The organism is Paracoccus sp. UBA889 (genome assembly GCA_002294185.1).
Taxonomy (GTDB): domain Bacteria; phylum Pseudomonadota; class Alphaproteobacteria; order Rhodobacterales; family Rhodobacteraceae; genus Paracoccus.
This window is the reverse complement of sequence record DBFD01000017.1, coordinates 60,570-84,402: the sequence shown is the minus strand read 5'-3', so window position 1 is coordinate 84,402 and position 23,833 is coordinate 60,570. Positions and strand designations below refer to the sequence as shown.

At 67.5% G+C, this 23,833-nt stretch carries 25 protein-coding genes; 17 read left to right on the top strand and 8 right to left on the bottom strand.

What is annotated here, in order from left to right; genetic code table 11:
- Positions 1-51: 51 nt before the first annotated feature.
- On the bottom strand, positions 52-1,623 hold the full coding sequence (locus B4L36_RS02565) for a DUF5928 domain-containing protein (RefSeq protein WP_292951891.1): 1,572 nt from the start codon (positions 1,621-1,623) through the stop codon (positions 52-54).
- A gap of 170 nt (positions 1,624-1,793) precedes the next feature.
- Here B4L36_RS02565 and B4L36_RS02560 point away from each other — a divergent pair, with 170 nt between their 5' ends.
- On the top strand, positions 1,794-2,612 hold the full coding sequence (locus B4L36_RS02560) for a sulfotransferase family protein (RefSeq protein WP_292951889.1): 819 nt from the start codon (positions 1,794-1,796) through the stop codon (positions 2,610-2,612).
- Positions 2,613-2,663: 51 nt separating this feature from the next.
- Here the strand turns inward: B4L36_RS02560 and dps are convergent, their stop codons facing one another.
- The 5 genes from dps to ndk all read right to left on the bottom strand — a co-directional run bounded on the left by dps (position 2,664) and on the right by ndk (position 6,074).
- On the bottom strand, positions 2,664-3,137 hold the full coding sequence (gene dps, locus B4L36_RS02555; protein WP_292951887.1) for a DNA starvation/stationary phase protection protein Dps: 474 nt from the start codon (positions 3,135-3,137) through the stop codon (positions 2,664-2,666).
- 190 nt (positions 3,138-3,327) lie between these two features.
- Positions 3,328-3,561 carry an acyl carrier protein gene (locus B4L36_RS02550; RefSeq protein ID WP_292951885.1) on the bottom strand — a complete coding sequence of 78 codons (234 nt, stop codon included), beginning with the start codon at positions 3,559-3,561 and terminating at the stop codon, positions 3,328-3,330.
- Positions 3,562-3,743: 182 nt separating this feature from the next.
- Positions 3,744-4,481: a 3-oxoacyl-[acyl-carrier-protein] reductase gene (fabG, locus tag B4L36_RS02545; RefSeq protein WP_292951883.1), complete on the bottom strand. Its 738-nt coding sequence runs from the start codon at positions 4,479-4,481 to the stop codon at positions 3,744-3,746.
- Positions 4,482-4,522: 41 nt separating this feature from the next.
- Complete coding sequence (gene fabD / locus B4L36_RS02540; protein WP_292951881.1) at positions 4,523-5,449, bottom strand: ACP S-malonyltransferase; 927 nt, start codon at positions 5,447-5,449, stop codon at positions 4,523-4,525.
- Positions 5,450-5,651: 202 nt separating this feature from the next.
- Positions 5,652-6,074 carry a nucleoside-diphosphate kinase gene (gene ndk, locus B4L36_RS02535; protein WP_292951879.1) on the bottom strand — a complete coding sequence of 141 codons (423 nt, stop codon included), beginning with the start codon at positions 6,072-6,074 and terminating at the stop codon, positions 5,652-5,654.
- Between the two features lie 190 nt (positions 6,075-6,264).
- On the opposite strand from ndk, the gene B4L36_RS02530 reads away from it, so the two are divergent.
- The 10 genes from B4L36_RS02530 (at position 6,265) to ureG (ending at position 13,807) form a co-directional block, all read left to right on the top strand.
- Complete coding sequence (locus B4L36_RS02530) at positions 6,265-7,380, top strand: AI-2E family transporter (RefSeq protein ID WP_292951877.1); 1,116 nt, start codon at positions 6,265-6,267, stop codon at positions 7,378-7,380.
- A gap of 102 nt (positions 7,381-7,482) precedes the next feature.
- Positions 7,483-8,235 (top strand): GNAT family N-acetyltransferase, encoded by a 753-nt coding sequence (locus B4L36_RS02525; protein WP_292951875.1) that lies wholly within the window; start codon positions 7,483-7,485, stop codon positions 8,233-8,235.
- Positions 8,236-8,363: 128 nt separating this feature from the next.
- Positions 8,364-9,179 carry an urease accessory protein UreD gene (locus B4L36_RS02520; protein WP_414692126.1) on the top strand — a complete coding sequence of 272 codons (816 nt, stop codon included), beginning with the start codon at positions 8,364-8,366 and terminating at the stop codon, positions 9,177-9,179.
- 1 nt (position 9,180) lies between these two features.
- The gene (locus B4L36_RS02515; RefSeq protein ID WP_292951871.1) at positions 9,181-9,492 is read left to right on the top strand and encodes an urease subunit gamma; all 312 of its coding nucleotides are present in this window, start codon (positions 9,181-9,183) and stop codon (positions 9,490-9,492) included.
- A gap of 1 nt (position 9,493) precedes the next feature.
- Positions 9,494-10,054, top strand: coding sequence for a HupE/UreJ family protein (locus tag B4L36_RS02510; protein WP_292951869.1), 561 nt, complete (start codon positions 9,494-9,496; stop codon positions 10,052-10,054).
- Positions 10,055-10,058: 4 nt separating this feature from the next.
- Positions 10,059-10,364: an urease subunit beta gene (locus tag B4L36_RS02505; protein WP_292951910.1), complete on the top strand. Its 306-nt coding sequence runs from the start codon at positions 10,059-10,061 to the stop codon at positions 10,362-10,364.
- Position 10,365: 1 nt separating this feature from the next.
- On the top strand, positions 10,366-12,054 hold the full coding sequence (gene ureC, locus B4L36_RS02500; protein WP_292951867.1) for an urease subunit alpha: 1,689 nt from the start codon (positions 10,366-10,368) through the stop codon (positions 12,052-12,054).
- 7 nt (positions 12,055-12,061) lie between these two features.
- Positions 12,062-12,562, top strand: a complete 501-nt coding sequence (locus B4L36_RS02495; RefSeq protein ID WP_292951864.1) for an urease accessory protein UreE — start codon at positions 12,062-12,064, stop codon at positions 12,560-12,562.
- On the top strand, positions 12,486-13,187 hold the full coding sequence (locus B4L36_RS02490) for an urease accessory protein UreF (RefSeq protein WP_292951862.1): 702 nt from the start codon (positions 12,486-12,488) through the stop codon (positions 13,185-13,187). The genes B4L36_RS02495 and B4L36_RS02490 overlap by 77 nt, the downstream gene beginning before the upstream one ends.
- Positions 13,184-13,807 (top strand): urease accessory protein UreG, encoded by a 624-nt coding sequence (gene ureG, locus B4L36_RS02485; RefSeq protein WP_292951859.1) that lies wholly within the window; start codon positions 13,184-13,186, stop codon positions 13,805-13,807. The genes B4L36_RS02490 and ureG overlap by 4 nt, the downstream gene beginning before the upstream one ends.
- A gap of 63 nt (positions 13,808-13,870) precedes the next feature.
- Here ureG and B4L36_RS02480 read toward each other — a convergent pair whose 3' ends face one another.
- Positions 13,871-14,320, bottom strand: coding sequence for a DNA polymerase III subunit chi (locus tag B4L36_RS02480; protein ID WP_292951856.1), 450 nt, complete (start codon positions 14,318-14,320; stop codon positions 13,871-13,873).
- 119 nt (positions 14,321-14,439) lie between these two features.
- Complete coding sequence (locus B4L36_RS02475; RefSeq protein ID WP_292951853.1) at positions 14,440-16,041, bottom strand: leucyl aminopeptidase; 1,602 nt, start codon at positions 16,039-16,041, stop codon at positions 14,440-14,442.
- Positions 16,042-16,158: 117 nt separating this feature from the next.
- On the opposite strand from B4L36_RS02475, the gene lptF reads away from it, so the two are divergent.
- The 6 genes from lptF to rsmA all read left to right on the top strand — a co-directional run.
- Positions 16,159-17,298 (top strand): LPS export ABC transporter permease LptF, encoded by a 1,140-nt coding sequence (lptF, locus tag B4L36_RS02470; protein WP_292951850.1) that lies wholly within the window; start codon positions 16,159-16,161, stop codon positions 17,296-17,298.
- Positions 17,295-18,404 carry an LPS export ABC transporter permease LptG gene (lptG, locus tag B4L36_RS02465; protein ID WP_292951847.1) on the top strand — a complete coding sequence of 370 codons (1,110 nt, stop codon included), beginning with the start codon at positions 17,295-17,297 and terminating at the stop codon, positions 18,402-18,404. The genes lptF and lptG overlap by 4 nt, the downstream gene beginning before the upstream one ends.
- Positions 18,401-20,782 (top strand): LPS-assembly protein LptD, encoded by a 2,382-nt coding sequence (locus B4L36_RS02460; RefSeq protein WP_292951844.1) that lies wholly within the window; start codon positions 18,401-18,403, stop codon positions 20,780-20,782. Before lptG ends, B4L36_RS02460 begins: the two co-directional genes overlap by 4 nt.
- A gap of 32 nt (positions 20,783-20,814) precedes the next feature.
- A complete protein-coding gene (locus B4L36_RS02455; RefSeq protein ID WP_292951841.1) occupies positions 20,815-22,086 on the top strand; it encodes a peptidylprolyl isomerase in 1,272 nt (423 codons plus the stop codon).
- Positions 22,087-22,090: 4 nt separating this feature from the next.
- The gene (gene pdxA / locus B4L36_RS02450) at positions 22,091-23,056 is read left to right on the top strand and encodes a 4-hydroxythreonine-4-phosphate dehydrogenase PdxA (protein WP_292951838.1); all 966 of its coding nucleotides are present in this window, start codon (positions 22,091-22,093) and stop codon (positions 23,054-23,056) included.
- A 64-nt stretch (positions 23,057-23,120) separates the two neighbouring features.
- Positions 23,121-23,833: 16S rRNA (adenine(1518)-N(6)/adenine(1519)-N(6))-dimethyltransferase RsmA (gene rsmA / locus B4L36_RS02445; protein WP_292951835.1), on the top strand; the 713-nt coding region annotated here is incomplete at its 3' end.

Here is a 23,833-nt window from a genome sequence, read left to right as displayed (position 1 = left end):
GGCGGCATCCTGTCAGGACGTGGCACGCTTCACAATGCCCCGCCGCCCGGCTCAGCGCAGATCCAGATGCGCGATCAGGGCGGCGCCGGCTGCCCGGTCGATGTCCAGGAAACCGGCAATGGCGGCGGCGTTTTCATCCGCGCCCTGGTCGTTCGACAGCACCTGAAACCTCTCGAATCCCATGTCGCGCACCTGCTCGGCCTCGTGGATCAGGTCGTCGCGGACGATGGGCAGCAGACGATCGACAAGGTCGGGCGGGGTCAAGCCGCCGATCAGGCCGATGCGCTGCATGTGACCGCGCATGTAGTCGTCGTCCAGATCGCTTTCGATGAACAGAATCCGCGTCTCGGCGCGGTCGCCCGCGAAATCGCTGATCAGCGACACCGCCGAGGGGTCGATGCACAGCACCAGCCTGCGGCTGCCGAACTCCTCGAACAACAGGCGCAGCAAGGCGCGGCGGTGATGCTGACGCTTGGACAGGGTGGAGGCGATGCCGCCCAGATCGGGCAGGTTCGCCTGCAATTCGTTGAACATGTAGTCGACCGCGGGAATCGTCCCCGCGTCTCGGATCCGGCGAGCCAGTTCCTTGGCGACGTGCCAGCGTTTCGCCACGATCAGGTGAATCACATGGCTGCGCCCCAGCGATCCGTCGGTTTCCCAGAAGCGCGGCGCAAAGCGCCGGCCCACGCGCCCCCTGCCGGTCAGAAAGGCGAACAGCCGCCGCCCCTCGTTCGAAATGGCGAAATCCTGACCCTCGGTCCGCCACAGCGCGCCAAGCCTGTCGCGAAGCTCGATCGCCTCGGCGCTGATCTTGCGAGCAAACAGATAGCCCTGCCGGGTCAGCAGATCGTAGTGGTCGTTGTAGAAGGTCGCGGGCATCCCGTAATCGGTGAACATCAGGAATGTCGGCGACTGGCTGCGCCGCTGGTCGCGGGGCACGACATGGGCCACGAGCGTCTGGAAGAACGTCTCGTCGGGGATCCATGTCGTGCGAAAGAAGCGCACAAGATCGGGGCGGGCTTTTAGCAGCGCCAGAACCCCTTCGACCGTCTGCCGCCTGAGACACCACCATTGCGAGCCGATCATGACCTGGATGCCGCGCGGCACGGGCCGCTCCAACCCCAGGCGCTGCTGCAACGCCATCGCGGCATAGAACAGCCGCTTGTGCCTGCGTTCGTTGAACCAGTGGCGATAGATCAGCCGCTCCTTGCGGATCCCGGTCTTGATCCAGCCACCGTCGAAGAAATCGACCGCCTCGATATAATCGCAATCGACCCGGTCCAGGAAATCATGCGTGTATTGGGCCGATTTGATCGGCATGCAGTCACCCGACAGCATGTAGAAATGCGTGGCCAGCGGAAAGCGGTGTTCGGCCAGGCGCAAGGCCTCCAGCGAGGCCGCGACCAGCGACCATTCGCCCCAGCCGCACCGGTGCCGGCGCCGGGGGAAGGCGATGCCCGGTTCGTCCTTCAGCGCCTCGCGGATGGCGCGGTAATCGGCCTCGGGGCTGCGACGGTCAAAATGAACGACCACGTAATCGCCGGTCTGCGACAGCCGGCGGGCCTGGGCGATAACGCCTGCGGGATCCTTGTGGGCAAGAAGGATGAAAGCGATCCGGGCCATGGGTCAGACAAGAAGATGGGATTGCAAGGTTTCGAAAGAACGGGAAAAAGTTGAAACTTGCCACGGCATTTGCTTTCTGTGTCTAAAGAATTCTGGCGCGCGGGCAAGCACCGCCTGCCCGAGCCGGGCAGGGGCTCGCGCGGTTCGCCCAGAAAACGGAGTGTCGCGCGATGGGATTTCCCGGCGTCTGGATGACCGAGACCGGAAGCATGGTCTATCGCGTGGTGCCGAAATGCGCCTGTTCCAGCATCGGCCAGATCATGTTCTTTTCCGATCACGGGCGATTTTTCGACGGCGATATCCACGATGCAACCGAAGGCATCGCCAAGTGGTCTCAGGAACATAGCCAGGACCGCATTTCAGGGGCAGTCCGCGACCACAGTGCCCTGACATTTACTTGCGTGCGCAATCCCTATGGCCGCATCCTGTCATCGTTCTTCGACAAGATCGCGGGCATCCAGCGCAACGGCAAACGCTATCGCGGCAATCTGGTGCCGCAGCTGATGCAGCGATACGGAGTGACCGTCGGCAGCCCCGAGGACGGGTTCGACTTTGACCAGATCGCCAGCTTTCGGCGTTTTCTTCTGTTTGCGCGCGACACGATCCGCTGGCGGCGCCCGATGGATCCCGACATCCACTGGTCGGCGATGTCTTCGCATATCTCGACCTTCATCGTGAATGGCGGCAGCTATGACCGGATCTTCTTTACCGAACGGTTCGACGAGGGAATGCAGAAGGTTCTGGATGGCTGCGAAACGCCGGTGCAGGTCGATCTGGCCAAGGTGCCGCGCTTCAACGAATCCGAAGGCCACGGCCCGAAAAGGGCGCACAGGATCAGCGATTATTTCGACGACCTGTCACGCCATCTGGTCTGGGAGATCTACAAAGACGATTTCGAGCTGTTCCGCTACGATTTCGACGACCCCGACAACAAGATGCCGCTGGGCGAGGTCAATCTGGCCGAGATCCACGCCAGGCTGGGCCGCTGACGGCAAGACGCGCGCCGACCCCGCGGGCGCGCGCCCTGACGTTCGCCGGCCTTATTCCAGATGGCTTTCCAGGAACCACAGATCCTTGTCGGCCGTGCGCGAGGCGGCAGTAAACAGATCGGCTGTATTGGCATCGCCCGCGTCGTCGGTCGCGCCGATCGCGGCGCGCAGCTTTTCACCATGGTCGCGCATCCGCTCGCAGATCGCCTTGATATGGTCCTGCGCCTTGGTCAGGTCGGTCGGATAGGGTTTCAGCGTCGCGTCCCTGGACACCGTTTCGGCGGTTCCGACAGCAACACCGTCCAGAATCTGCACGCGCTCGGCCATGGTGTCCACATGCTCCTGGTTGTTCGCATAGACCGTGTCCAGCAATTCGTGAACGGCAATGAAATTCGGACCCTTCACATTCCAATGCGCCTGCTTGATCGCCATGCCAAGCGCCAGCGCATCGGCCAGGCGCGCATTCAGTTCCGAGATCGAGGTCTTGCGGGCGTTGTCTTTCAGCCCCTTCAGATTGACGGCCATGATCGGCTCCTTTCGGTCATTCGTCTGAACAACATCGGCAAGGCGCGGAGGTTCCAAAACAGGCATGACGCCCGCTGCGGTGCACCCGGGCCGGCCTGCGAACGCCTCCAGGCCGGACGCGCAACGGAAAACGGCGCCGCCCCCGGGGGACAGACGCCGTTCAAGATCCGCGTGTCGGCGATCGGGCGGTTCAGACCGCACCCTTGATGAAGTTCACCGCATCGCCGACGGTCTGGATGGTCTCGGCGGCGTCGTCGGGGATCTCGATCCCGAATTCTTCCTCGAAAGCCATGACCAGTTCGACGGTATCGAGGCTATCGGCGCCCAGATCGTCGATGAACGAAGCGGATTCGACCACCTTGTCCTCTTCGACGCCCAGATGCTCGACCACGATCTTCTTCACGCGATCAGCGATATCGCTCATGTCACATCCTCATTCTCGCGGGCATCCGCCCAAAGTTTTACACAGGCAAAGGCCCGGTCCAGCACAGGGCGGTTTCCCTGCTGCTAAAGGCGGGCATATAGCACCCATGAGCCCCCATGCAACCGCTTTTCCATGGATTTCCGCGCCGCGTTGCAGCGCGGCACAGGCCGGCCAGAGCGGGCTCAGACCATCGCCATCCCGCCATTGACATGCAGCGTGGCGCCGGTGACGTAGCCGGCCTCGCGACTGGCCAGATACAGCACCGCGGCCGCGATCTCGTCCGGGGTACCCATCCGCCCGGCCGGGATATGGCTCAGCAGCTTGCCTTTCTGGGCTTCGTTCAACCTGCCGGTCATCGCCGTCTCGATGACGCCCGGCGCCACGCAGTTGACGGTGATGCCCCGGCTGGCCACCTCATAGGCAAGGCTTTTCGACATGCCGGCCAGCCCGGCCTTGGCGGCGGCATAGTTGCCCTGCCCCGGATTGCCGGTCTGCCCCGCAACCGAGGTGATGCTGACGATCCGCCCCCACCGCGCCTTCATCATCCCGCGCAGCACCGCGCGGCTCAGCCGGAAGACGCTGGTCAGGTTCACCTGCATGACCTGCTGCCATTCCTCGTCCGACATGCGCATCAACAGGTTGTCGCGCGTGATCCCGGCATTGTTGACTAGGATATCGACCGATCCCATCGCCTGGGCCGCCGCCTTGGGCAGGGCCGCGACGGCCTCCGGGTCCGACAGGTTGGCGGGCACCACGAAGGCCCGATCGCCCAGCCCGTCGGCCAACGCGCGCAGCGGTTCCTCGCGCGTGCCCGACAGCGCCACGTTCGCGCCGGCCGCGTGCAGGGCGGCAGCGATGGCTCCGCCCAGCCCGCCCGAGGCGCCCGTCACCAATGCATTCTTCCCGCTCAGATCGAACATTCCTGCCTCTTCTTCGTTGTTCAAATACCCGATCAGACCGGTCAGCCCCGCAGCGCGACGACATCGGCCGGAACGCCGATATTGCGCACGGTCGCGTCCCGCGCGATGCGCCGGATCATCCCCGACAGGGCCTTGCCCGCCCCGATCTCCCAGAATTCCGACACACCCGCCTCGGCCATGTTGGCGATCGATTCTCGCCAGCGGACGGTCCCTGTCACCTGTTCGACCAGCAGTCGCCGAATCGCGCCGGGCTCGATCACGGCTTCGGCGCGGACATTGGCGATCAGCGGTACGGCCGGCGGCTGGATATCGACCCCGGCCAGCGCATCGGCCATCACCGCAGCGGCCGGCTGCATCAGCATCGAGTGAAACGGGGCCGAGACCGGCAGCATCATCGCCCGCTTGGCCCCGGCCGCCTTCATCGCCTCGGCGGCACGCTCGACCGCCTCCTTGTGGCCGGAAATGACCACTTGCGCAGGGTCGTTGTCATTGGCGGCCTCGACCACCTCGTCGCCCGCGGCGTCGCGGGCGATCCGCTCAACCGTCTCGAAATCCAGCCCCAGGATCGCGGCCATCGCGCCCTGTCCCACGGGAACCGCCTCCTGCATCGCCTGTCCGCGCAGGCGCAGCAGGCGCGCGGTATCCTCCAGCGTCAGCGAGCCCGCCGCGCAAAGCGCCGAATATTCGCCCAGCGAGTGACCGGCCACAAAATTCGCGTCCTGGATGTTGATCCCCTCGGCCTCCAGCGCCCGGAAGGCCGCCATCGAGGTCGCCATCAGCGCGGGCTGGGCATTCTGGGTCAGGGTCAGGGTCTCGATATCGCCGTTCCAGATCAGGTCCGACAGCTTCTCGCCCAATGCCTCGTCCACCTGATCGAAGACATCGCGCGCGGCCGGATAGGTTTCGGCCAACTCGCGCCCCATCCCGATGGTCTGCGCCCCCTGGCCCGGAAAAACGAATGCGCGCATCGCGGCCCCCTGATCTGACAATCCCCGAAAGAGACTTAGCCTGCGGCGGCGGCAGCCGCAACTCGCGCCAGCAGCCCCGGGACAGGGGCGGCGCCGGGCCGCGGGTGCCGCGTCGCGGGATGATCGGCCCGGCGGCTGGTTCCCGAAAGGGAAAAAGGGGCCGCGAAGGCCCCTTTCCCGAGAGTGTTGAACGTCCGGCTGTTCAGCCGACCAGTTCCAACCCCGAGAAGAAGAAGGCGATCTCTTCCCTCGCGGTTTCCGGCGCGTCCGAGCCGTGGACCGAATTCTCGCCGACCGACAGGGCGAATTCCTTGCGGATCGTGCCTTCTTCTGCGTTGGCCGGGTTGGTGGCACCCATCACGTCGCGGTTCTTCGCGATGGCGTCTTCGCCTTCCAGGACCTGCACGACCACCGGCTCGGAGGCCATGAACTCGACCAGTTCACCATAGAAGGGGCGATCCTTGTGGACCTCGTAGAACTTGCCGGCCTGTTCGGGCGACAGCTTGATGCGCTTTTGCGCGATGATGCGCAGGCCGGCCTCCTCGAACCTGGCGTTGATCTTGCCGGTCAGGTTGCGCCGGGTCGCGTCGGGCTTGATGATCGAAAGGGTGCGTTCGATGGCCATGTCTGTTCTACCTTGTCTGATGGCAGGCGGCTGGGGCCCGCGGCAATGAATCCGCGTCCGGTTAGCAGGCTTGCCCGCGCCCGGCAAGGACCAGCGGCCATGCCGGCGCGGCGGCGGATCCGGCACTGTCGGGTGCGCCAAAACATGCTAGTCCTTGGCCCAGATCGTCACGCCACCGAAGGAACCCGGCATGAGCACAGAGCCGCGCGACAGACAGGATCCCGACCACAAGCCAAGCCTGTCGAGGCGCCACGACGTTCCCTTCGCCACCATCGTCGCGGTCCTGGCCCTCGTGCTGCTGCTGCTGGCGGCCTGGACCTGGTCCAGCGTGCTGCTGATGGGGTTTGCCGCGATTCTGGTCGCGATCGCGCTGCGCGCAGGCGCGGCGGTGCTGCACCGCAGCCTGGGCCTGGGCTTCAAGCCCGGTGTCCTGCTGACGGCCACGGCCTTCGTGGCCCTGTTCGCCGCGTTGTTCAGCGCCGTGGGTCCGGCCGTCTCGAAGCAATTCAGCCAGTTGCTGAGCAGCCTGCCCGATGCCTGGCAGCAGATCAGCGACTGGCTGGACCAGAGCAGCATCGCCCAGTTCGTCGAACGCCGCATCGGCGACGGCATGGACGGCGGCGGCGGGGCCACGGGCAGCATCCCGTCGATCTTCGGCTATGTGAAGGGCACCGTCACCACCATCTTCGGCGGGCTGGCCAATCTTGTCCTGATCCTGATCATGGCGATCTTTCTGGGTCTTGACGCACCCAGCTATCGCAGCGGTTTCTTGCGGCTGGTCCCGCTTGGCTACCGCGAACGGGCGGGCAGCGTGCTTGACGAATGCGGCCGTTCGCTGGGGCGCTGGATGGGCGGACAGGCGCTGGACATGCTGGTGGTGGCGCTGCTGACCGGGACCGGGCTGTGGCTGCTGGGTGTTCCGCTGGCGCTGTTGCTGGGTCTGATCGCCGGTTTGACCAATATCATTCCGGTGGTCGGCCCGTTCCTGTCAGGCGTTCCGGCGGTGATGTTCGCGCTGACGCAGGGCGTCGATCAGGCCCTCTACGTGGCATTGCTGTTCCTGGTGATCCAGCAGATCGAGGGCAATATCCTGATGCCGATGATCCAGAAATACGCCGCCCATCTGCCGCCGGTCCTGACGGTTCTGGCCATCGTGGCCTTCGGCAGCATGTTCGGCCTGTTCGGTGTCGTTCTGGCAACGCCGCTGCTGCTGGTCTCGATCATCCTGATCCAGCGGCTCTATGTCGAGGACGTGCTGGGCGACAGCCCGCACGACAGGCGCGGCGGCGGCGGTTCCCCGGAATAGACCGCGCAGCGCCGGAAAATCACCGCTTCGATATTGCGCTTTCGCCAAACCGACACATGATTGGGCTAGACCCAGTGGCGCGACAGACGGGACAAGCGCAGGATGCAGCCTTTCGCCAAGGGACGCTATCTGGCCAGAATGGCCGAAACGCAGGCCGATCTGCACGCGGCGCAGCGGCTGCGCTGGATATGCTTTCTGTCGCGAAACGGCGCTTCGGCAAGCAGCGAAAGGGATGCCGACGATCTGGACGCCCGCTACCGTCATGTGCTGATCGAGGATATCCGTGATCACCGGCTCGTCTGCTGCTTCCGCTTTCTGCCGCTCTCGGACGGATCCCGGATCGGGCGTTCCTATTCCGCGCAATTCTACAATCTCGGGGCGCTGGAACGCTTTGACGGCCCGATGATCGAACTGGGCCGCTTCTGCGTTGATCCGCAGACGCGAGATCCCGACATCATCCGCACCGCCTGGGCCGCGATCACCCGTCATGTGGACGAGACCGGCACCCAGATGCTGTTCGGCTGTTCCAGCTTCACAGGGACCGAACCCGACGACCACGCCGAAGCCTTCGCGATGCTGAAGGAGCGCCACCTTGCCCCGCGCCGCTGGCTGCCGCGCGTCAAGGCACCCAAGGTGTTCCGTTTCGCCCGCGCCCTGCGCCTGCGCAAGCCCGATCCGCGCCGCGCGATGGCGGCGATGCCACCCTTGCTGCGCAGCTATCTGGCGATGGGAGGCTGGGTCAGCGATCATGCGGTCGTCGATCCGGCGATGCAGACCATGCACGTCTTTACCGGCGTCGAGGTCGCGGCGATCCCCCCGTCCCGCAAGCGCCTGCTGCGCGCGGTGTCTGGCTGACGCAACGCTGCCCAATTCCCGGGCACATCGCCGCAGACGGATGCAGCGAACGGGATTTTGCCTTTCAGAGGGGCAGAGGCCCGAAGTCGCGCATTGACCTTGTGCACGAGGCGGCGCCCTTTCCGATCATGTTCGATGCAGGCCACCAGGTTTTTCCCATGCAGCGCAGCCGCGGCCGCGCCCGCGTCGCGATGGCGGCGACGGGGCTGCTGGATCTGGCGCAATCGGGCTCGGCCAGGGCGATCCTGCCGCGTGTGACCGCCGGCCTGCCCGAGATCGTCTTTCTGAACACCTCGGGCGGACTTGCCTCGGGGGACGATCTGTCCTTCGCGGTGGATCTGCGGCCCGGCAGCAGGGCCTTGGCGACCACCCAGACGGCCGAGCGCGCCTATCGCGCCGAGGGCCCGCCGGCAGAGGCGCGTGTCGCGCTGAGCGTCGGCGAAGGCGGCTGGCTGGACTGGCTGCCGCAAGAGACGATCCTGTTCGACGGCGCCCGGCTGAACCGCGTGACCCAGGTCGATCTGGCGCCGGGCGCGGGCTGCATGTTGCTGGAAACGGTCATTCTGGGCCGGCTGGCGATGGGCGAGACGCTGCGCCGCCTGCATCTGCGCGACCGTCGGATCGTTCGCCGGCAGGGCCGTCTGCTGCATCACGACACGCTGGCGCTGGATGATGCGGCGCTGACGCGACGTGACCATGCGGCAATGCTGGATGGCGCCCGCGCGATGGCCTCGCTGGCGATCGTGGCGGATCACGCGCCGGATCTGCTGCATTCTGCCCGCGCGGTTCCGGACGAACCCGGCGTCACGGCGGCGGCCAGCGCGCCGCCCGGCCGGCTGGTCCTGCGGCTGCTGGCCGCCGATGGCTGGCCCCTGCGGCGGCAGATCATCCGGCTTCTGGCCGTCCTTCGTCCCGCTCCGCTTCCTCGCACCTGGCAGATCTGAGATGAACCTGACTCCGCGCGAACGCGACAAGCTGCTGATCTCGATGGCCGCCATGGTCGCCCGCAACCGCCTGGCCCGGGGCGTCAGGCTGAACCATCCCGAAGCCATCGCGCTGATCACGGATTTCGTGGTCGAAGGCGCCCGCGACGGCCGCAGTGTCGCCGATCTGATGCAGGCCGGGGCCCATGTCATCACCGCCGGACAATGCATGGCCGGCGTGCCCGAGATGATCGAAACGGTGCAGGTCGAGGCGACGTTTCCCGACGGCACCAAGCTGGTCACCGTCCACCATCCGATCCGGCAGGAGGTCTGACATGACACGATTTCTCATCATTGCCGCGACGCTGCTCGTGCCGCGGACCGCCCTTGCCCATGGCGGCGGCGATCAGGGTCGGTTCCTTGGCGGATTGATCCACCCGGTCAGCGGCGCCGATCACATGCTGGCAATGATCGCCGTCGGCCTGCTGGCCGCCCAGATCGGGGGTCGCGCCCTGCTGGCGCTGCCGCTGAGCTTCGTCGGCGCGATGGTCGCAGGCGGCGTGGCGGGCCATGCCGGCTTCGGCTTTCCGGGGGTCGAGCCGATGATCCTTGCCTCGGTCGTGGTTCTGGTCGCGCTCGTGGCGATGGCTGCAAGGCCGCCGCTGGCGGTTCTGCTGCCGGGCGCTGCGCTGTTCGGCTTCACCCATGGCTGGGCGCATGGCGCCGAGGCGCCGGCCGAGGGCCTGATCGCCTATGCGGCCGGTTTCGCGCTGATGACATCGGCGCTGCACCTGGCGGGTATTCAGGCGGGCAGGCTGATCCGGACAGGCGCGTTGCTGCGCGGTCTGGGCGGCGGAACGGCCGTGGCCGGCCTGATGCTGGCTTTCGGAGTTTAGGATGATGGTGCCGGGCGAAATCCTCGTCGCAGCGGGCGAGATCGTGTTGAACGAGGGCCGCGATCCGGTGGCGATCATGGTCGCCAATACCGGCGATCGCCCGATCCAGGTCGGCAGCCACTACCACTTTGCCGAGACAAACCCGGCGCTGGATTTCGACCGTCGGGCGGCACGCGGGATGCGCCTTGCAATCCCGGCCGGAACCGCCATCCGGTTCGAACCCGGCCAGTCGCGCGAGGTCAGCCTGATCCCCTATGCCGGCAAGCGCGTGGTGCAGGGCTTCCGCCAGGACATCATGGGGGCACTGTAGCATGGCGCAGACCCTGTCCCGCGCCGACTACGCGGCGATGTATGGCCCGACCACCGGCGACCGCATCCGCCTGGCCGATACCCAGCTGCTGATCGAGGTCGAGCGCGACCTGACCATCCCCGGAGAAGAGGTGAAATTCGGCGGCGGCAAGGTCGTCCGCGACGGCATGGGGCAAAGCCAGATCACCCGCGCGGGCGGCGCGGTCGATACCGTCATCACCGGCGTCGTGGTCTTCGACCATCAGGGTATCGTCAAGGCCGATGTCGGGCTGAAGGACGGCCGCATCGCCGCCATCGGCAAGGCGGGCAACCCCGACACCCAGCCCGGCGTGACCATCATCATCGGACCCGGAACCGAGATCATCGCGGGCGAGGGCAAGATCGTGACGCCCGGCGGTTTCGACTGCCACATCCATTATATCTGTCCGCAACAGGTCGATCACGCCCTGCATTCCGGGATCACCACGTTGCTGGGCGGCGGCACCGGACCGGCGCATGGCACGCTGGCCACCACCTGCACGCCCGGACCGTGGCACATCGCCCGGATGCTGGAGGCCGTGTCCGATCTGCCGGTCAATATCGGCATTGCGGGCAAGGGCAATGCCAGCCTGTCCGCACCGCTGGAAGAACAGGTCCGCGCCGGGGCCTGCGCGCTGAAGCTGCACGAGGATTGGGGCACCACCCCGGCCGCCATCGACAATTGCCTGTCGGTCGCCGACCGGATGGATGTGCAGGTGATGATCCACACCGACACGCTGAACGAATCCGGCTTCGTCGAGGACACGATGGCCGCCATCGCCGGGCGCACCATCCATGCCTATCACACCGAAGGCGCGGGCGGCGGCCACGCCCCCGACATCATCCGCATGGTCGGAATGACCAATGTCCTGCCCTCGTCCACCAACCCGACGCGGCCCTATACCGGCAACACGATCGAGGAACATCTCGACATGCTGATGGTCTGCCATCATCTCGACCGCCGGGTGCCCGAGGACGTGGCCTTCGCCGAATCGCGCATCCGCCGGGAAACCATCGCGGCCGAGGATATCCTGCACGATCTGGGCGCGTTCAGCGTGATTTCGTCCGACAGTCAGGCGATGGGCCGGATCGGCGAGGTCATCATCCGCACCTGGCAGACCGCCCACAAGATGCGGGTCCAGCGCGGCCGGCTGGAGGGCGAGACGGGCCAGAACGACAATCTGCGCGCCCGCCGCTATATCGCCAAATACACGATCAATCCGGCGGTGGCCCATGGAGTCTCGGCCCATATCGGCAGCATCGCGCCGGGCAAGCGCGCCGATCTGGTCCTGTGGTCGCCCGCCTTCTTCGGCGCCAAGCCGGAAATGGTGCTGGTCGGCGGCCAGATCTGCGTGGCGCAGATGGGCGATCCGAACGGCTCGATCCCGGTCCAGCCGGTCTATTCGCAGCCGATGTGGGGCCATTCCGGCCGCGCCTCGGCGCTGTTTGTCAGCCGGGCCGGGCTGGAGGACGGCGCGGGCGAGGGCCTGTCCAAGACCCTGATCGCGGTCGCGGAAACCCGTGGCATCGGCAAGGCCGATATGGCGCTGAACGACGCCCTGCCCGCCATCGAGGTCGATCCCGAAACCTACGAGGTCCGCGCCGATGGCCAGCTTCTGACCTGCGAACCGGCCACCGATCTGCCGCTGGCGCAGCGCTATTTCCTGTTCTGAGGCCGCCATGACCCATGCCCACAAGATCATCCGCCAAGCCGAGGGTCCCTTTGCCGGGCAGGTGGAACTGGATTACGAAGGCCGGCTTTTGCGTCGCAGGCGGCTGGTCTGCGATGCGGGCGATTTCATGGTCGATCTGGCCGAGGTGACCAGCCTCGATGATCGGGATGCGTTCGATCTGTCCGACGGGCGCCGCATCCTCGTGCGCGCCGCGCCAGAGCCGGTGCTGTTGATCCGGGGCGACCTGCCACGCCTGGCCTGGCATATCGGCAACCGCCACACCCCCTGCCAAATCCAGCCCGATCGGCTGGTCATCCGCCAGGATCACGTGCTGGAGGCGATGCTGCGCCAGCTTGGCGCGAAGATCGAGAAAGCCTGTCTGGCCTTCAGCCCCGAAGGCGGCGCCTATGGCCATGGCCGCACCTTCGGCCATGATCACGGCCACGCCGCAGGCCCCGGCCACCACCACCATAACGACCAGCACGATCATGATCATCACCACGCCTGAAGCAGCCCGGCTGCGTCTGGCCCAATACCTGTCGCCCGCCTTTCCGGTGGGCGGCTTCGCCTGGTCGCAGGGACTGGAATGGGCGATTGATCAGGGCGCGGCGACGCGCGCCACGCTGCCCGGATGGCTGGGCGACTGGCTGGAACACGGGGCAGGTTGGACGGATGCGGTTCTGGTCGCGCTGTCGCTGCGCGCGGATGCCGACCACGACGCGCTTGACGATCTGGCGCGCGCGACCTGCCCAAGCGCGCAGCGGTTGGCCGAGACGGTAGAACAGGGCACGGCGTTTTCCGCCAACGCCTCGGCCCTGGGCCAGGCGCTGCCCGCCGCCGCCCTGCCCGTGGCCTTCGGACGCGCCTGCGCCGACATGCCGCTGCCGGACACGGAAAGCATCGCGGCCTACCTTCAGGCGCAGGCGGCGGCGCTGATCAGCACGGCGGTTCGGTTCATGCCGCTGGGCCCGGTCGAGGGCCAGGCGATGCTGGCCGCGCTGCAGCCGGCGATCCTGCGCGCGGCGCATCGCGCATCGACGGCCGGCGAAACCGAGCTTCACAGCGCGACATGGGGCGCCGATATCGCCGCCATGCGGCACGAGACCATGCAGACGAGGATTTTCCGATCATGACCCATCATGGCCCCCTTCGCGTCGGCATCGGCGGCCCCGTCGGCGCGGGAAAGACCACCCTGACCGAACAGCTCGCCCGCGCGCTGGCGCAACGCCTGTCGATGGCGGTCATCACCAACGACATCTATACGCGCGAGGATGCCGAGGCGCTGATGCGCGCGCAGGTGCTGCCGGCGGAACGGATCCGGGGCGTCGAGACCGGCGGCTGCCCGCATACCGCGATCCGCGAGGATGCCAGCATCAACCTGGCCGCCATCGCCGATCTGAACGCGGCCTTTCCCGATCTGGATCTGGTGCTGATCGAATCCGGCGGCGACAATCTGGCGGCGACCTTCAGCCCGGAACTGGCGGATCTGACGATCTATGTCATCGACACCGCCGCCGGGCAGGACATTCCGCGCAAGCGCGGCCCGGGCCTGGCGCGATCGGATCTGCTGGTGGTCAACAAGATCGACCTGGCGCCCCATGTCGGCGTCGATATTGCCCTGCTTGAACGCGATGCGCGGCAATCGCGTGCTTGCCGTCCGGTGATCATGGCTTCGCTGCGCCGGGCCGAGGGCGCCGATGCCATCGCCGATTTCCTGATCCATGAGGGCGGCCTGACGCCGAGGCCGGCATAGCAAGGGACGGCACCCCGGCATCGGATGATCGCCGCCGCGAATCACGCCGCGCGGATCCGCGGGTCAGCGTTTGCGTTCCCAGCGGCCGCTTTCCTCGGACCAGTATTCGGCGGTCACGCCGGCGCCGGTCAGCGCCTTCCACTGGTCGCGAGCGCGGGTCGTGGCGACGGCGTCCCCGCCATCGAAGATGATGCAGGCGCGTTGCAATGTCTGGACCTCCTGCACCGCGACCTCGACCCCCTCCAGCGCCATCAGGCACGAGCTTCGGTTGGTGGCGGGCTGTCCCGCGACGGTCAGCAGAACCGGCTGGCGTGCATCATGGGGGCCTCCGGCAAGACCGTGGGGCAGAAAACCGTCGCCCTGCCACAGATGGCGGTCCAGCTGGTCCATGCGCTCGGGGTCGGTGCCGCGCAATTCCACGCGCCAGCCCGCCGCCAGCGACTTGCCGATGAGAACCGGCAGCAGCGATTCGGCGGGCGAGCGGGTGAGATGATAGAACAGCGCGTTTCCCATCGCTCAGGATACCGGGTACCATCCGCTGTCGGATCGGCGCACGCCGCCGGGTCGGGCGCCGGCGCGAAGGCCCGGTTCCTTGTCGGCGGCGCATGTCCGGGCTGCCAGCCTCGCGCGTCTCATTCGGCCTCGAAGCGGTCGCGGATCAGCCGGTCCAGCGTCATCACCCCCCAGCCGGTCGCCCCTTTCGGTGCCAGATCGGTGGCCGAGGGCGGCAGGGCGACGCCGGCGATGTCGATATGCGCCCAGGGCTGGCCCTTGCGCACGAAGCGTTGCAGGAACTGCGCCGCCGTGATCGAGCCCGCCGCGCGGCCGCCCGTATTCTTCATGTCGGCCAGACGCGACTTGATCAGATCGTCATAGGACTTGCCCAGCGGAAGGCGCCACGCGCCCTCGCCCTCGGCCCGCGCGGCAGCCAGAATGTTGCCGGCCAGATCGTCGTCGTTGCTGAACACGCCCGCATTGTCATGGCCAAGCGCGATGATCACCGCGCCGGTCAGCGTCGCCAGATCGACGATGGCGGCGGGCTGGAACCGGGTCTGCGCATACCAAAGGACGTCGGCCAGAACCAGACGGCCCTCGGCGTCGGTGTTGACGACCTCGATCGTATCGCCCTTCATCGAACGGATGATGTCGCCCGGTCGCTGGGCCGCGCCGTCGGGCATGTTCTCGACCAGACCGACGAGGCCGACGACATTGGCCCTGGCCCGGCGCAGGGCCAGCGTGCGCATCACGCCCGCCACGACCCCCGCGCCGCCCATGTCCATGGTCATCTCTTCCATGCCGGCCGACGGCTTGATCGAGATGCCGCCGGAATCGAACACCACGCCCTTGCCGCACAGGGCCAGCGGCGCCGCATCCCTGTCGCCGCCATTCCAGCGAAGAACCACCACCTGCGAGGGCGAGGCGCTTCCCTGCCCCACCGCCAGCAGCGCGCGCATCCCAAGTTCGGCCAGCTTGTCCTCGTCCAGCACTTCGACGTCGAGGCCGATCTCTTCCATCGCCTTGAGGCGGTCGGCGAAATCCGTGGTGGTCAGAACGTTGGCCGGTTCGCTGACCAGATCGCGGGTGAAGAACACACCCTCGGCCACGGCGGCGCCGTCCTTCGCCGACTTGGCCAGCGCCTCGGGGTTCTTGGCCATGAAGGTCACGCGGGCCTTGGCCGAAACGGGCGTCTCGCCGTCGTCGCCGGTCGCCTCTCCCGGCGTCTGGGCATCCGACAGCCGCGCATCGCCGGCCGCACCCTGACGAGACAGGCTTTGCGGCGGCGTCTCGCTGTTCTCGGCGGCAGCGGAATCGCCGCTTTCGGAACCGGTCCGGTAGACCGAAAAGTCATAGCCGCGCAGTGCCAGGCCCAGGGCGATCTCGGCGGCCTGCCTGTGCGCCCCCGCCAGGACCAGGGTATGGGTCCGGCCCAGTTTCGCACCGATGGCGGCGCCGGCCCTTCGGGCTTCGGCGGCCGAGGCGCGGGCCGGCAGCGAAACCAGTTGCAGCGCCTCGGCGGCCATGCCCGCGGGGAAGGCCAGTTCCAGCGCCCCGCCCGGCTTCAGCGCCTTGCCGGCCTTAGAATCCAGCGCCCGCCGCGCGGCGGCCCGCGCCGACCGCGGCAGGCCCCTTGGCAGATTCCCGCCGGGCGCGACGATCAGCGCAACCCGGCCCTCATGCGTGGCCAGCGTGCCGGGCGCGGTTTCGGTAAAGGCGATTTCGACGGGCTGGGTCATGCGGGCCTCCTGGCGATCTGTTCGCATCGGACCCTAGTCCTGCTTCCGGCTCTTGGCCAGAGCCGCGCCAGCCGGTAAGCAGGGCCCGACACCGCAGCCGAAAGCCCGCCCGCCCCGATGCCCCGGATCGACCGCTATATCCTCAGCCAGTTGCTGACGCTGTTCGGCTTTTTCGCCCTGGTGCTGGTTTCGGTCTATTGGGTCAATCGCGCGGTCAACCTGTTCGATCAGCTTCTGAACGATGGCCAGACCGCCCTTGTCGTGCTGGAATTCACCGCGCTGACCCTGCCTCTGGTCATCTCGATCGTGCTGCCGGTGGCGGCTTTCGCGGCGGCGGCCTATGGCACCAACCGCATGTCGGGCGAGTCCGAGATGGTGGCGATGCAGGCGGCGGGCCTGTCGCCCTGGCGGCTGGCGCGTCCGGTCCTGATCTTCGGCGTCTTCGTCGGCCTGATGGTGGCGGTGCTGGTTCACGGTCTCGTGCCCGCGGCGCGGGCGCGGCTGGCCGAGCGGCAGGCCGAACTGGCCGAGAATGTCACCGGCCAATTCCTGCGTCCGGGGATCTTTCAGTATCCGGCCGACGGGGTGACGCTGTTCATCCGCGACATTGCCAGCGACGGCCGCCTGCTGGACCTGTTCATCGAGGATGCGCGCGATCCCGCCGACCAGAAGATCTATACCTCGGAGGAGGCGCTGGTCGTCAGGGCCACGACCGGGCCTGTGCTGGTGCTGCTGTCGGGCATGGTCCAGAACCTGCAGGTCCGGGACCAGAACCGGCGGCTGTCGCTGACGCGCTTTGACGAATTTCGCTATGACATCGGCAGCCTTTTCCAGAACCGCGCCCGCAGCGGTCGCGATCTGCGCGACTACGGCACCTGGCGGCTGCTGAACCCCGATGCGGCGCTGTTGCAGGCGACCGGGGCCAGCGCCGCCGAATCGCTGCGCGAGGCGCATGAACGGATCGCCAAGCCGTTGCTGTCGCCGGTCGCGGCGATGATCGGCTTTGCCACGCTGCTGATCGGCGGATATTCGCGATTCGGGGTCTGGCGGCAGGTCTTCTGGGCGATCCTGTGCCTGATCGCGGTTCAGTTCCTGGGCAATGCCGCGGCCGATCAGGCCGGGCGCGACCCGCGGCTCTGGCCGGTTCTGTATGTGCCCGCCCTGGCCGGGGCGGCGATCTCGGTCGCGCTGTTGTGGCTGGCGGCGCGACCCCGGCGATTACGTGGGCCCGCACGCGCGGCGGGGGCGGCGCCATGATCCTTGCGCGCTATGTCGCCCGGCGTTTTCTGCGCGGGCTTCTGCTGATCGCGGGTGCGTTCCTGCTGATCCTGCTGCTGATCGACATGATCGAGATGATCCGCCGCTTTTCCGGGCGCGATATCGGGCTGGGCGGAGCCTTCCGGCTGGCGGCGCTGAACATTGCCTCGTCCTTCTATTCGATCCTGCCGCTGATCACGGTTCTGGCCGGGATCGCGCTGTTTCTGGGGCTTGCGCGGTCATCGGAGATGGTCGCGATCCGGGCTTCGGGAAGGTCCGGGATCAAGGTCGTGACCGCGCCTGCAGTGACGGCCGGGCTGGTCGGCGCGCTGGCGGTGGGCCTGCTGAACCCCATGGTTGCGGCGACCGGGGCCAAATTCGACCGGGCCGTGGCCGAGATCGAGCGCGACGGCAGTCAGACGGTTTCACTGGGCGACAGCGCAGTCTGGCTGCGGCAGGCGCTGATCAGCGACGGCAAGGAGGCCGGGCAGATCGTCATCCGCGCCAGACGCGCCAGTCCCGATGCGACCACGCTCTACGATGCCACCTTCCTCGTCTTCGGCGCGGGCAGCGGCCCGGACCGGCGGATCGAGGCGGCCGAGGCGCAGCTGGTGCCGGGCGAATGGCGTTTGCGCGACGCGCGAGATTATCCGCTGGACCAGCCCAACCCCGAGGCTTCGGCCCGAACGGACGAAACCCTGTCTCTGGCCTCGGACCTGACCGCGCAGCGGATTCGCGACGGGTTCGGCCGCCCCGAGGCGGTTCCGGTCTGGCAATTGCCGGGCTTCATCGCCGGGCTGGAGCGGGCCGGATTCTCGGCCGCGCGACACAAGGTCTGGTTCCAGATGGAACTGGCCCGCCCCTTCGTGATGGCGGCGATGGTGCTGATCGCGGCCGCCTTTACCATGCGCCACGTTCGCGGGCGCAATACGGGCGTTGCGGTGCTGATCGCCTTCGGGGCCGGGATCGGGCTGTTCTTTCTGCGCAATCTGGCGCAGATTCTGGGTGACAACGGACAGGTGCCGCCGATCATGGCGGGCTGGGCGCCGCCGCTGGTCGGTGCGCTGCTGGCCCTGGGCGTGATCCTGGCGCGGGAGGATGGATGATCGGCGCACGCGGAAAAGGACTTTCGATCACGGCCGGGATCGCGGCTGCATTGCTGCCGGGCGCGATTTGGGCCCAGATGACGACCGGCGGCGCGGGCGAGGTTTCGGGCGCGGGCGGCGCGCCGCTGTCGACGCTAAGCGCGCAGCAACCCGCCCTTGCGCCCCTGGCCACGCCGCTGAGCGATCGGATGGTGCTTGGCGATCGCACCCCCGAACAGCCGCCGCTGCAATCGGTGGCCCCCGATACGACCGGCGATTCCCTTGGTCAGCCGTTCACACCCAGCAGCGCCACGGCAGACGCGGCGACGGTGCTGGCCGACAGGATGATCCTGCAGGCCGACAATACCCTGATCGCGTCGGGTGGCGTGGTGGTCTGGTATCAGGATGCGCGCCTCGTTGCCTCGCGCATCATCGTGAACGGCGACAGCGGCGATCTGACCATCGAGGGCCCGATCCACCTGTCGCGCCCGGGCGTCACCGATCCCGGGCGTGACGCGATCGTGATCGCCGATTCCGCGCAGCTTGACCGCAAGTTGCAGGACGGGATCATCCGCGGCGCGCGGCTGATCATCGCCCGCGAATTGCAACTGGCGGCACGCCAGGCCACCCGCAGCGGCGAGGGGCGATTCACCAGGCTGGACCGCGTTGTCGCCTCGGCCTGTCTGGTCAGCCCCCAGAATCCCACCCCGTTGTGGGAAATCCGCGCCCGTTCGATCACGCATGACGCCCAGACCAGGCTGATCACCTTCGAGAACCCGCAGCTTCGCGCCTTCGGCATCCCCATTGCCGCAACGCCTTTCACGATCACAGCGCCTGACCCGACGGTCGATCGGAAATCGGGCTTTCTACGGCCCGAAATCCGCACGACCTCGAATCTGGGTTTCGGGGTGAAAATCCCCTATTTCCAGACCCTCGGCGATCAGGCGGATCTGACCATCACGCCCTATGTTTCGGCCAATCGCACGCGGACGCTGGAATTGCGCTATCGTCAGGCATTCGCACGTGGCGTAACCGAATGGAACGGCGCGATCAGCCGAGACGACATCATGCCGGGCAAGACGCGCGGCTATGTTTTCGGCAATGCAGCCTTCGATCTGCCGCGCGGCTACCGGCTGGGCATCCAGGTCCAGGCGGCCTCCGATCGCGGCTATCTGCTGGATTACGGCATTACCGATGCCGACCGGCTGTGGAGCGGCATCTCGCTGGAGCGGATCACCCGCGAAAAGCTGTTCTTCGGCCGCGTCGGGAACTACGAATCACTGCGCGACGATGAAAACAACGCCACCTCGCCCGCGCAGGTCGCCGATGTGATCTGGCAGCGCCGCTTCGTCCCGGATCTGATCGGTGGCCAGGGACTGATGGAATGGTCCGCCCATGCCCATCGTCGGCCGTCGGATGCCGATCAGGTCGGGCGGGACGTGGCGCGCGGCTCGGTCGGGCTGGATTGGCGGCGGCAGGAAATCCTGCCGGGCGGTCTTGTCGGCGCGGCCATCGCGGGGCTGGATGCCGATCTCTACCGGATCGCGCAGGACAGCCGATATGACGATGTCGAGACCCGCGTCGACCCCCGGATCGGCGTCGAACTGCGCTGGCCGCTGATCGGCGGCAGCGGCGGCGCGACCCATCTGGTCGAACCTGTCGCCCAATTGCTGTGGAGCCCGCCCGGCAGCGACAAGGAGATCCCGAACGAAGACAGTCGCCTGATCGAGTTCGACGAAGGCAACCTTTTCTCGGACAACCGCTTTCCCGGTTATGATGCCCGCGAGACAGGACTCAGGGCCAATCTGGGACTCAGCTGGACCCGGATCGATCCGACCGGCTGGTCGCTGGGCCTGACCGCCGGCCGCGTGCTGCGCAACCGTCCCGATCGGGCCTTCGCGCCCGATTCGCCGCTGGCCGGGCGGCGGTCGGACTGGTTGCTGGCCGCGAATTACGACAGCGGCAACGGGCTGGCGATCGCCAACCGGGCCCTGTTCGACGACGATTTCAACATTTCGCGCAACGAATTGCGGCTTGGCCTGCTGCGGCCGGATCTGCAGGTTTCGGCCGGACATCTGTGGATCGACAGCGACGCCGCCGAGGGCCGGGACAGCGATATCAGCGAATTGACGGGCAATGTCGGCTGGCAGGTCAGGCGCGGCTGGTGGGCCAACGCGGAAACCCGCTACGACTTCGTGGCCGACCGGGCGCAAAGCGCGTCGCTGGATCTGGCCTATCGCAACGAGTGCCTGACGATGGAAATGGGTGTCTCGCGGCGCTTCACCGCCTCGGACAGCGTGCGCCCCGAAACCAGCTTCGACCTGTCGGTGCGGCTGGGCGGGTTCGGACGCAGCGATGACGCGTCGGGCACGGTGGCGCGACGAACATGCATGCGCTAGTGTCGCGCCAAAGACAGATTTGGGGGCAGCAGATGCGGCACATCCTTTCCGGCCTGGCCATCGCGGCGGTGATGGCTTTCGGCGCAGCGGCGCCCGCGGCCGCGCAAAATCCGTTCGAGCCGGTGATCTACGTCAACAACAAGGCCGTAACCCGCTACGAAGTCGGCCAGCGCCAGCGTTTCATGCAGATCCTGGGCGCGCCGGCCGTCGATGCCAAAGCGGCCGAGGACGCGCTGGTCCAGGACCGGCTGCGGATGTATGCGGCCCAGCAACTGGGCATCGAGGTGACCGAGGAAGGCCTGCAGAACGGGCTCGAGGAATTCGCCAGCCGCGCCGGTCTCAGCGCCGCCGAATTCACCGTGGCGCTGGAACGCGCCGGAGTCGAGCAGCAGGCCTATCGCGATTTCGTCAAGGCGGGCGTCGCCTGGCGGGCGGTCATCCGCCAGCGTCTGCTGCCCCGGATCAAGGTCAGCGACGCCGAACTGGATCAGGAACTGAAGCGCGTGGTCGAAACGCCGGTCGTCAATCGTGTGCTGCTGTCGGAACTGGTCATCCCGGCGCCCCCGGGCCAGGAACAGCAGGCGATGGCGCGGGCCAGCCAGATCGCCGGCTCGAACCCGTCCGAAGCGCAGTTCGCCGCCGCCGCGCGGCAATATTCGGCTGCCGGATCGGCGGCGCAGGGCGGACGCCTGAACTGGGTCGCGCTGGACAATCTGCCACCCAGCCTGCGCCCGATCGTGACCGCGCTGCAACCGGGACAGGTCAGCCGGCCGCTGACGGTGCAGGGCGCCGTGGTGCTGTTCCTGCTGCGCGACACGCAGGGCACGCTGCGCCCCGGCGCGCGTGAACAGGTGCTGGACTACATGACGCTGCGGATGGGTTCGGCCAGCGAGGCGGCGACGCTGGCGGCCCGGACCCGGTCCTGCGACGATCTCTACGTCCAGGCGGGGCCGCAGGCCGGTGCGCAAATTGCCAGGCAGACCGCTTCGCAGAACCGGATTCCCACGCTGATCGCGACGCGGCTCGCCTCTCTCGACCCGGACGAGGCAGCGGTGGTGAGCTACGGCGGCGCGGCCGATCTGGTCATGCTGTGTTCGCGCCAGCCCGCGCTTCTGGCAGACACCGGACCCGATGTGCCGGTCACCGCGCGACCCGCCGACGGGGTCGAGAACGCGGTCCCGACCCTCGGCGGCCTGCCCAGCCGCGAAACCCTGCGCGAGGATCTTTTCAACCGCAAGGCCAACGAGGCCGCCGAGGCCTATCTGGCGGAACTCCGCGCCGATGCGGTGATCCGGCGGCCCTGAGACGATGCCGGGGCGGATCATCCTGACCTGTGGCGAACCTGCCGGGATCGGCCCGGAACTGGCGCCGCTGGCTCTGGCTTCAGGCGTCGATTTCGCCTGGATGGGCGATCCGCGCCATCTGCCCGACGGCACCGCATGGACCCAGATCGCCGCCCCCTCCGACACGGTGCCCGATGGCCATCTGCCGGTGCTGCGCCACGATTTCCCCGCCCTCGCCCGTCCCGGCCGCCCCGATCCGGCCAATGCGGCCGCTGTGATCGCGGTGATCGCGCAGGCCGTGGCCCTGGTCATGCGCGGCGAGGCGGCGGGGCTCACCACCCTGCCGATCAGCAAACAGGCGCTGAGGGATGGCGCGGGCTTTGCCTTTCCCGGCCATACCGAATATCTGGCCGATCTGGCGGGCGGCATGCCGGTGGCGATGATGTTGGCCTCGACGACGGTGGCGCCGCCCTGCCGTGTCGTGCCCGCGACGATCCACATCCCCCTGGAACAGGTGCCCGAGGCGCTGACCGATGCGGCGCTGGAACAGGCGATCCGCATCACCCACGCCGCGATGATTCGCGATTTCGGCATCCCCGCGCCGCGGCTCGCGGTCGCCGGGCTCAACCCTCATGCCGGCGAGGGCGGTGCGATGGGCCGCCAGGAAAGTCAGCGCATCCTGCCGCTGCTGGACCGGCTTCGCGCCGAGGGGCTGGACCTGACCGGCCCGCTGCCCGCCGACACGATGTTCCACGCTCCGGCCCGCGCCCGCTGGGACGCGGCGATCTGCGCCTATCACGATCAGGCGCTGATTCCGATCAAGACGCTGGATTTCGCGGGCGGCGTGAATGTCACACTGGGCCTGCCCTTCGTCCGCACCTCGCCCGATCACGGCACCGCCTTCGACATCGCCGGCACCGGCCGCGCCGATCCGGCCTCGACCATCGCGGCCCTGAAGATGGCCCGCGACATGGCGGCCGCCCGCGAATGAGGCTTCTTCGTTGTCCCAATACCCTGCGGGGGTCCGGGGGTGCAAAACCCCCGGCCGCGCCGGCATGAGCGGCATCGACGATCTGCCGCCCCTGCGGCAGGTGATCGCGCGCCACGATCTGCGGGCCAGGAAGCAGTTGGGCCAGAACTTCCTTCTGGATCTGAATCTGACCGCGAAGATCGCCCGTCAGGCGGGGGACATCAGCCAATGCGATGTGCTGGAAATCGGCCCCGGCCCCGGCGGCCTGACGCGCGGATTGCTGGCCGAGGGCGCGCGTCATGTCCTGGCCATCGAAAAGGATGCTCGTGCCCTGCCCGCTCTGGCCCAGATCGCCGGGGCCTATCCGGGGCGGCTGACGGTGCTGCACGGCGACGCGCTGGAGATCGACCCGCTGGCGCTTCTGACACCGCCGATCCGCATCGCCGCGAACCTGCCCTATAACGTCGGCACCGAATTGCTGATCCGCTGGCTGACCCCGCCCGAATGGCCGCCCTTCTGGCAATCGCTGACGCTGATGTTCCAGAAAGAGGTGGCCCAACGGATCGTCGCCCGACCCGGCAGCAAGGCCTATGGCCGCCTCGCGCTGCTGGCACAGTGGCGGGCCGATGCGCAGATCGTGATGACGCTGCCGCCCGAGGCCTTCGTGCCCGCCCCCAAGGTTCATTCCGCCGTGGTCCAGCTGACCGCGCTGCCGCAGCCGCGCTTCCCGGCCGATCCCGCGATCCTGTCGCAGGTGACGGCCGCCGCCTTCAACCAGCGCCGCAAGATGCTGCGCGC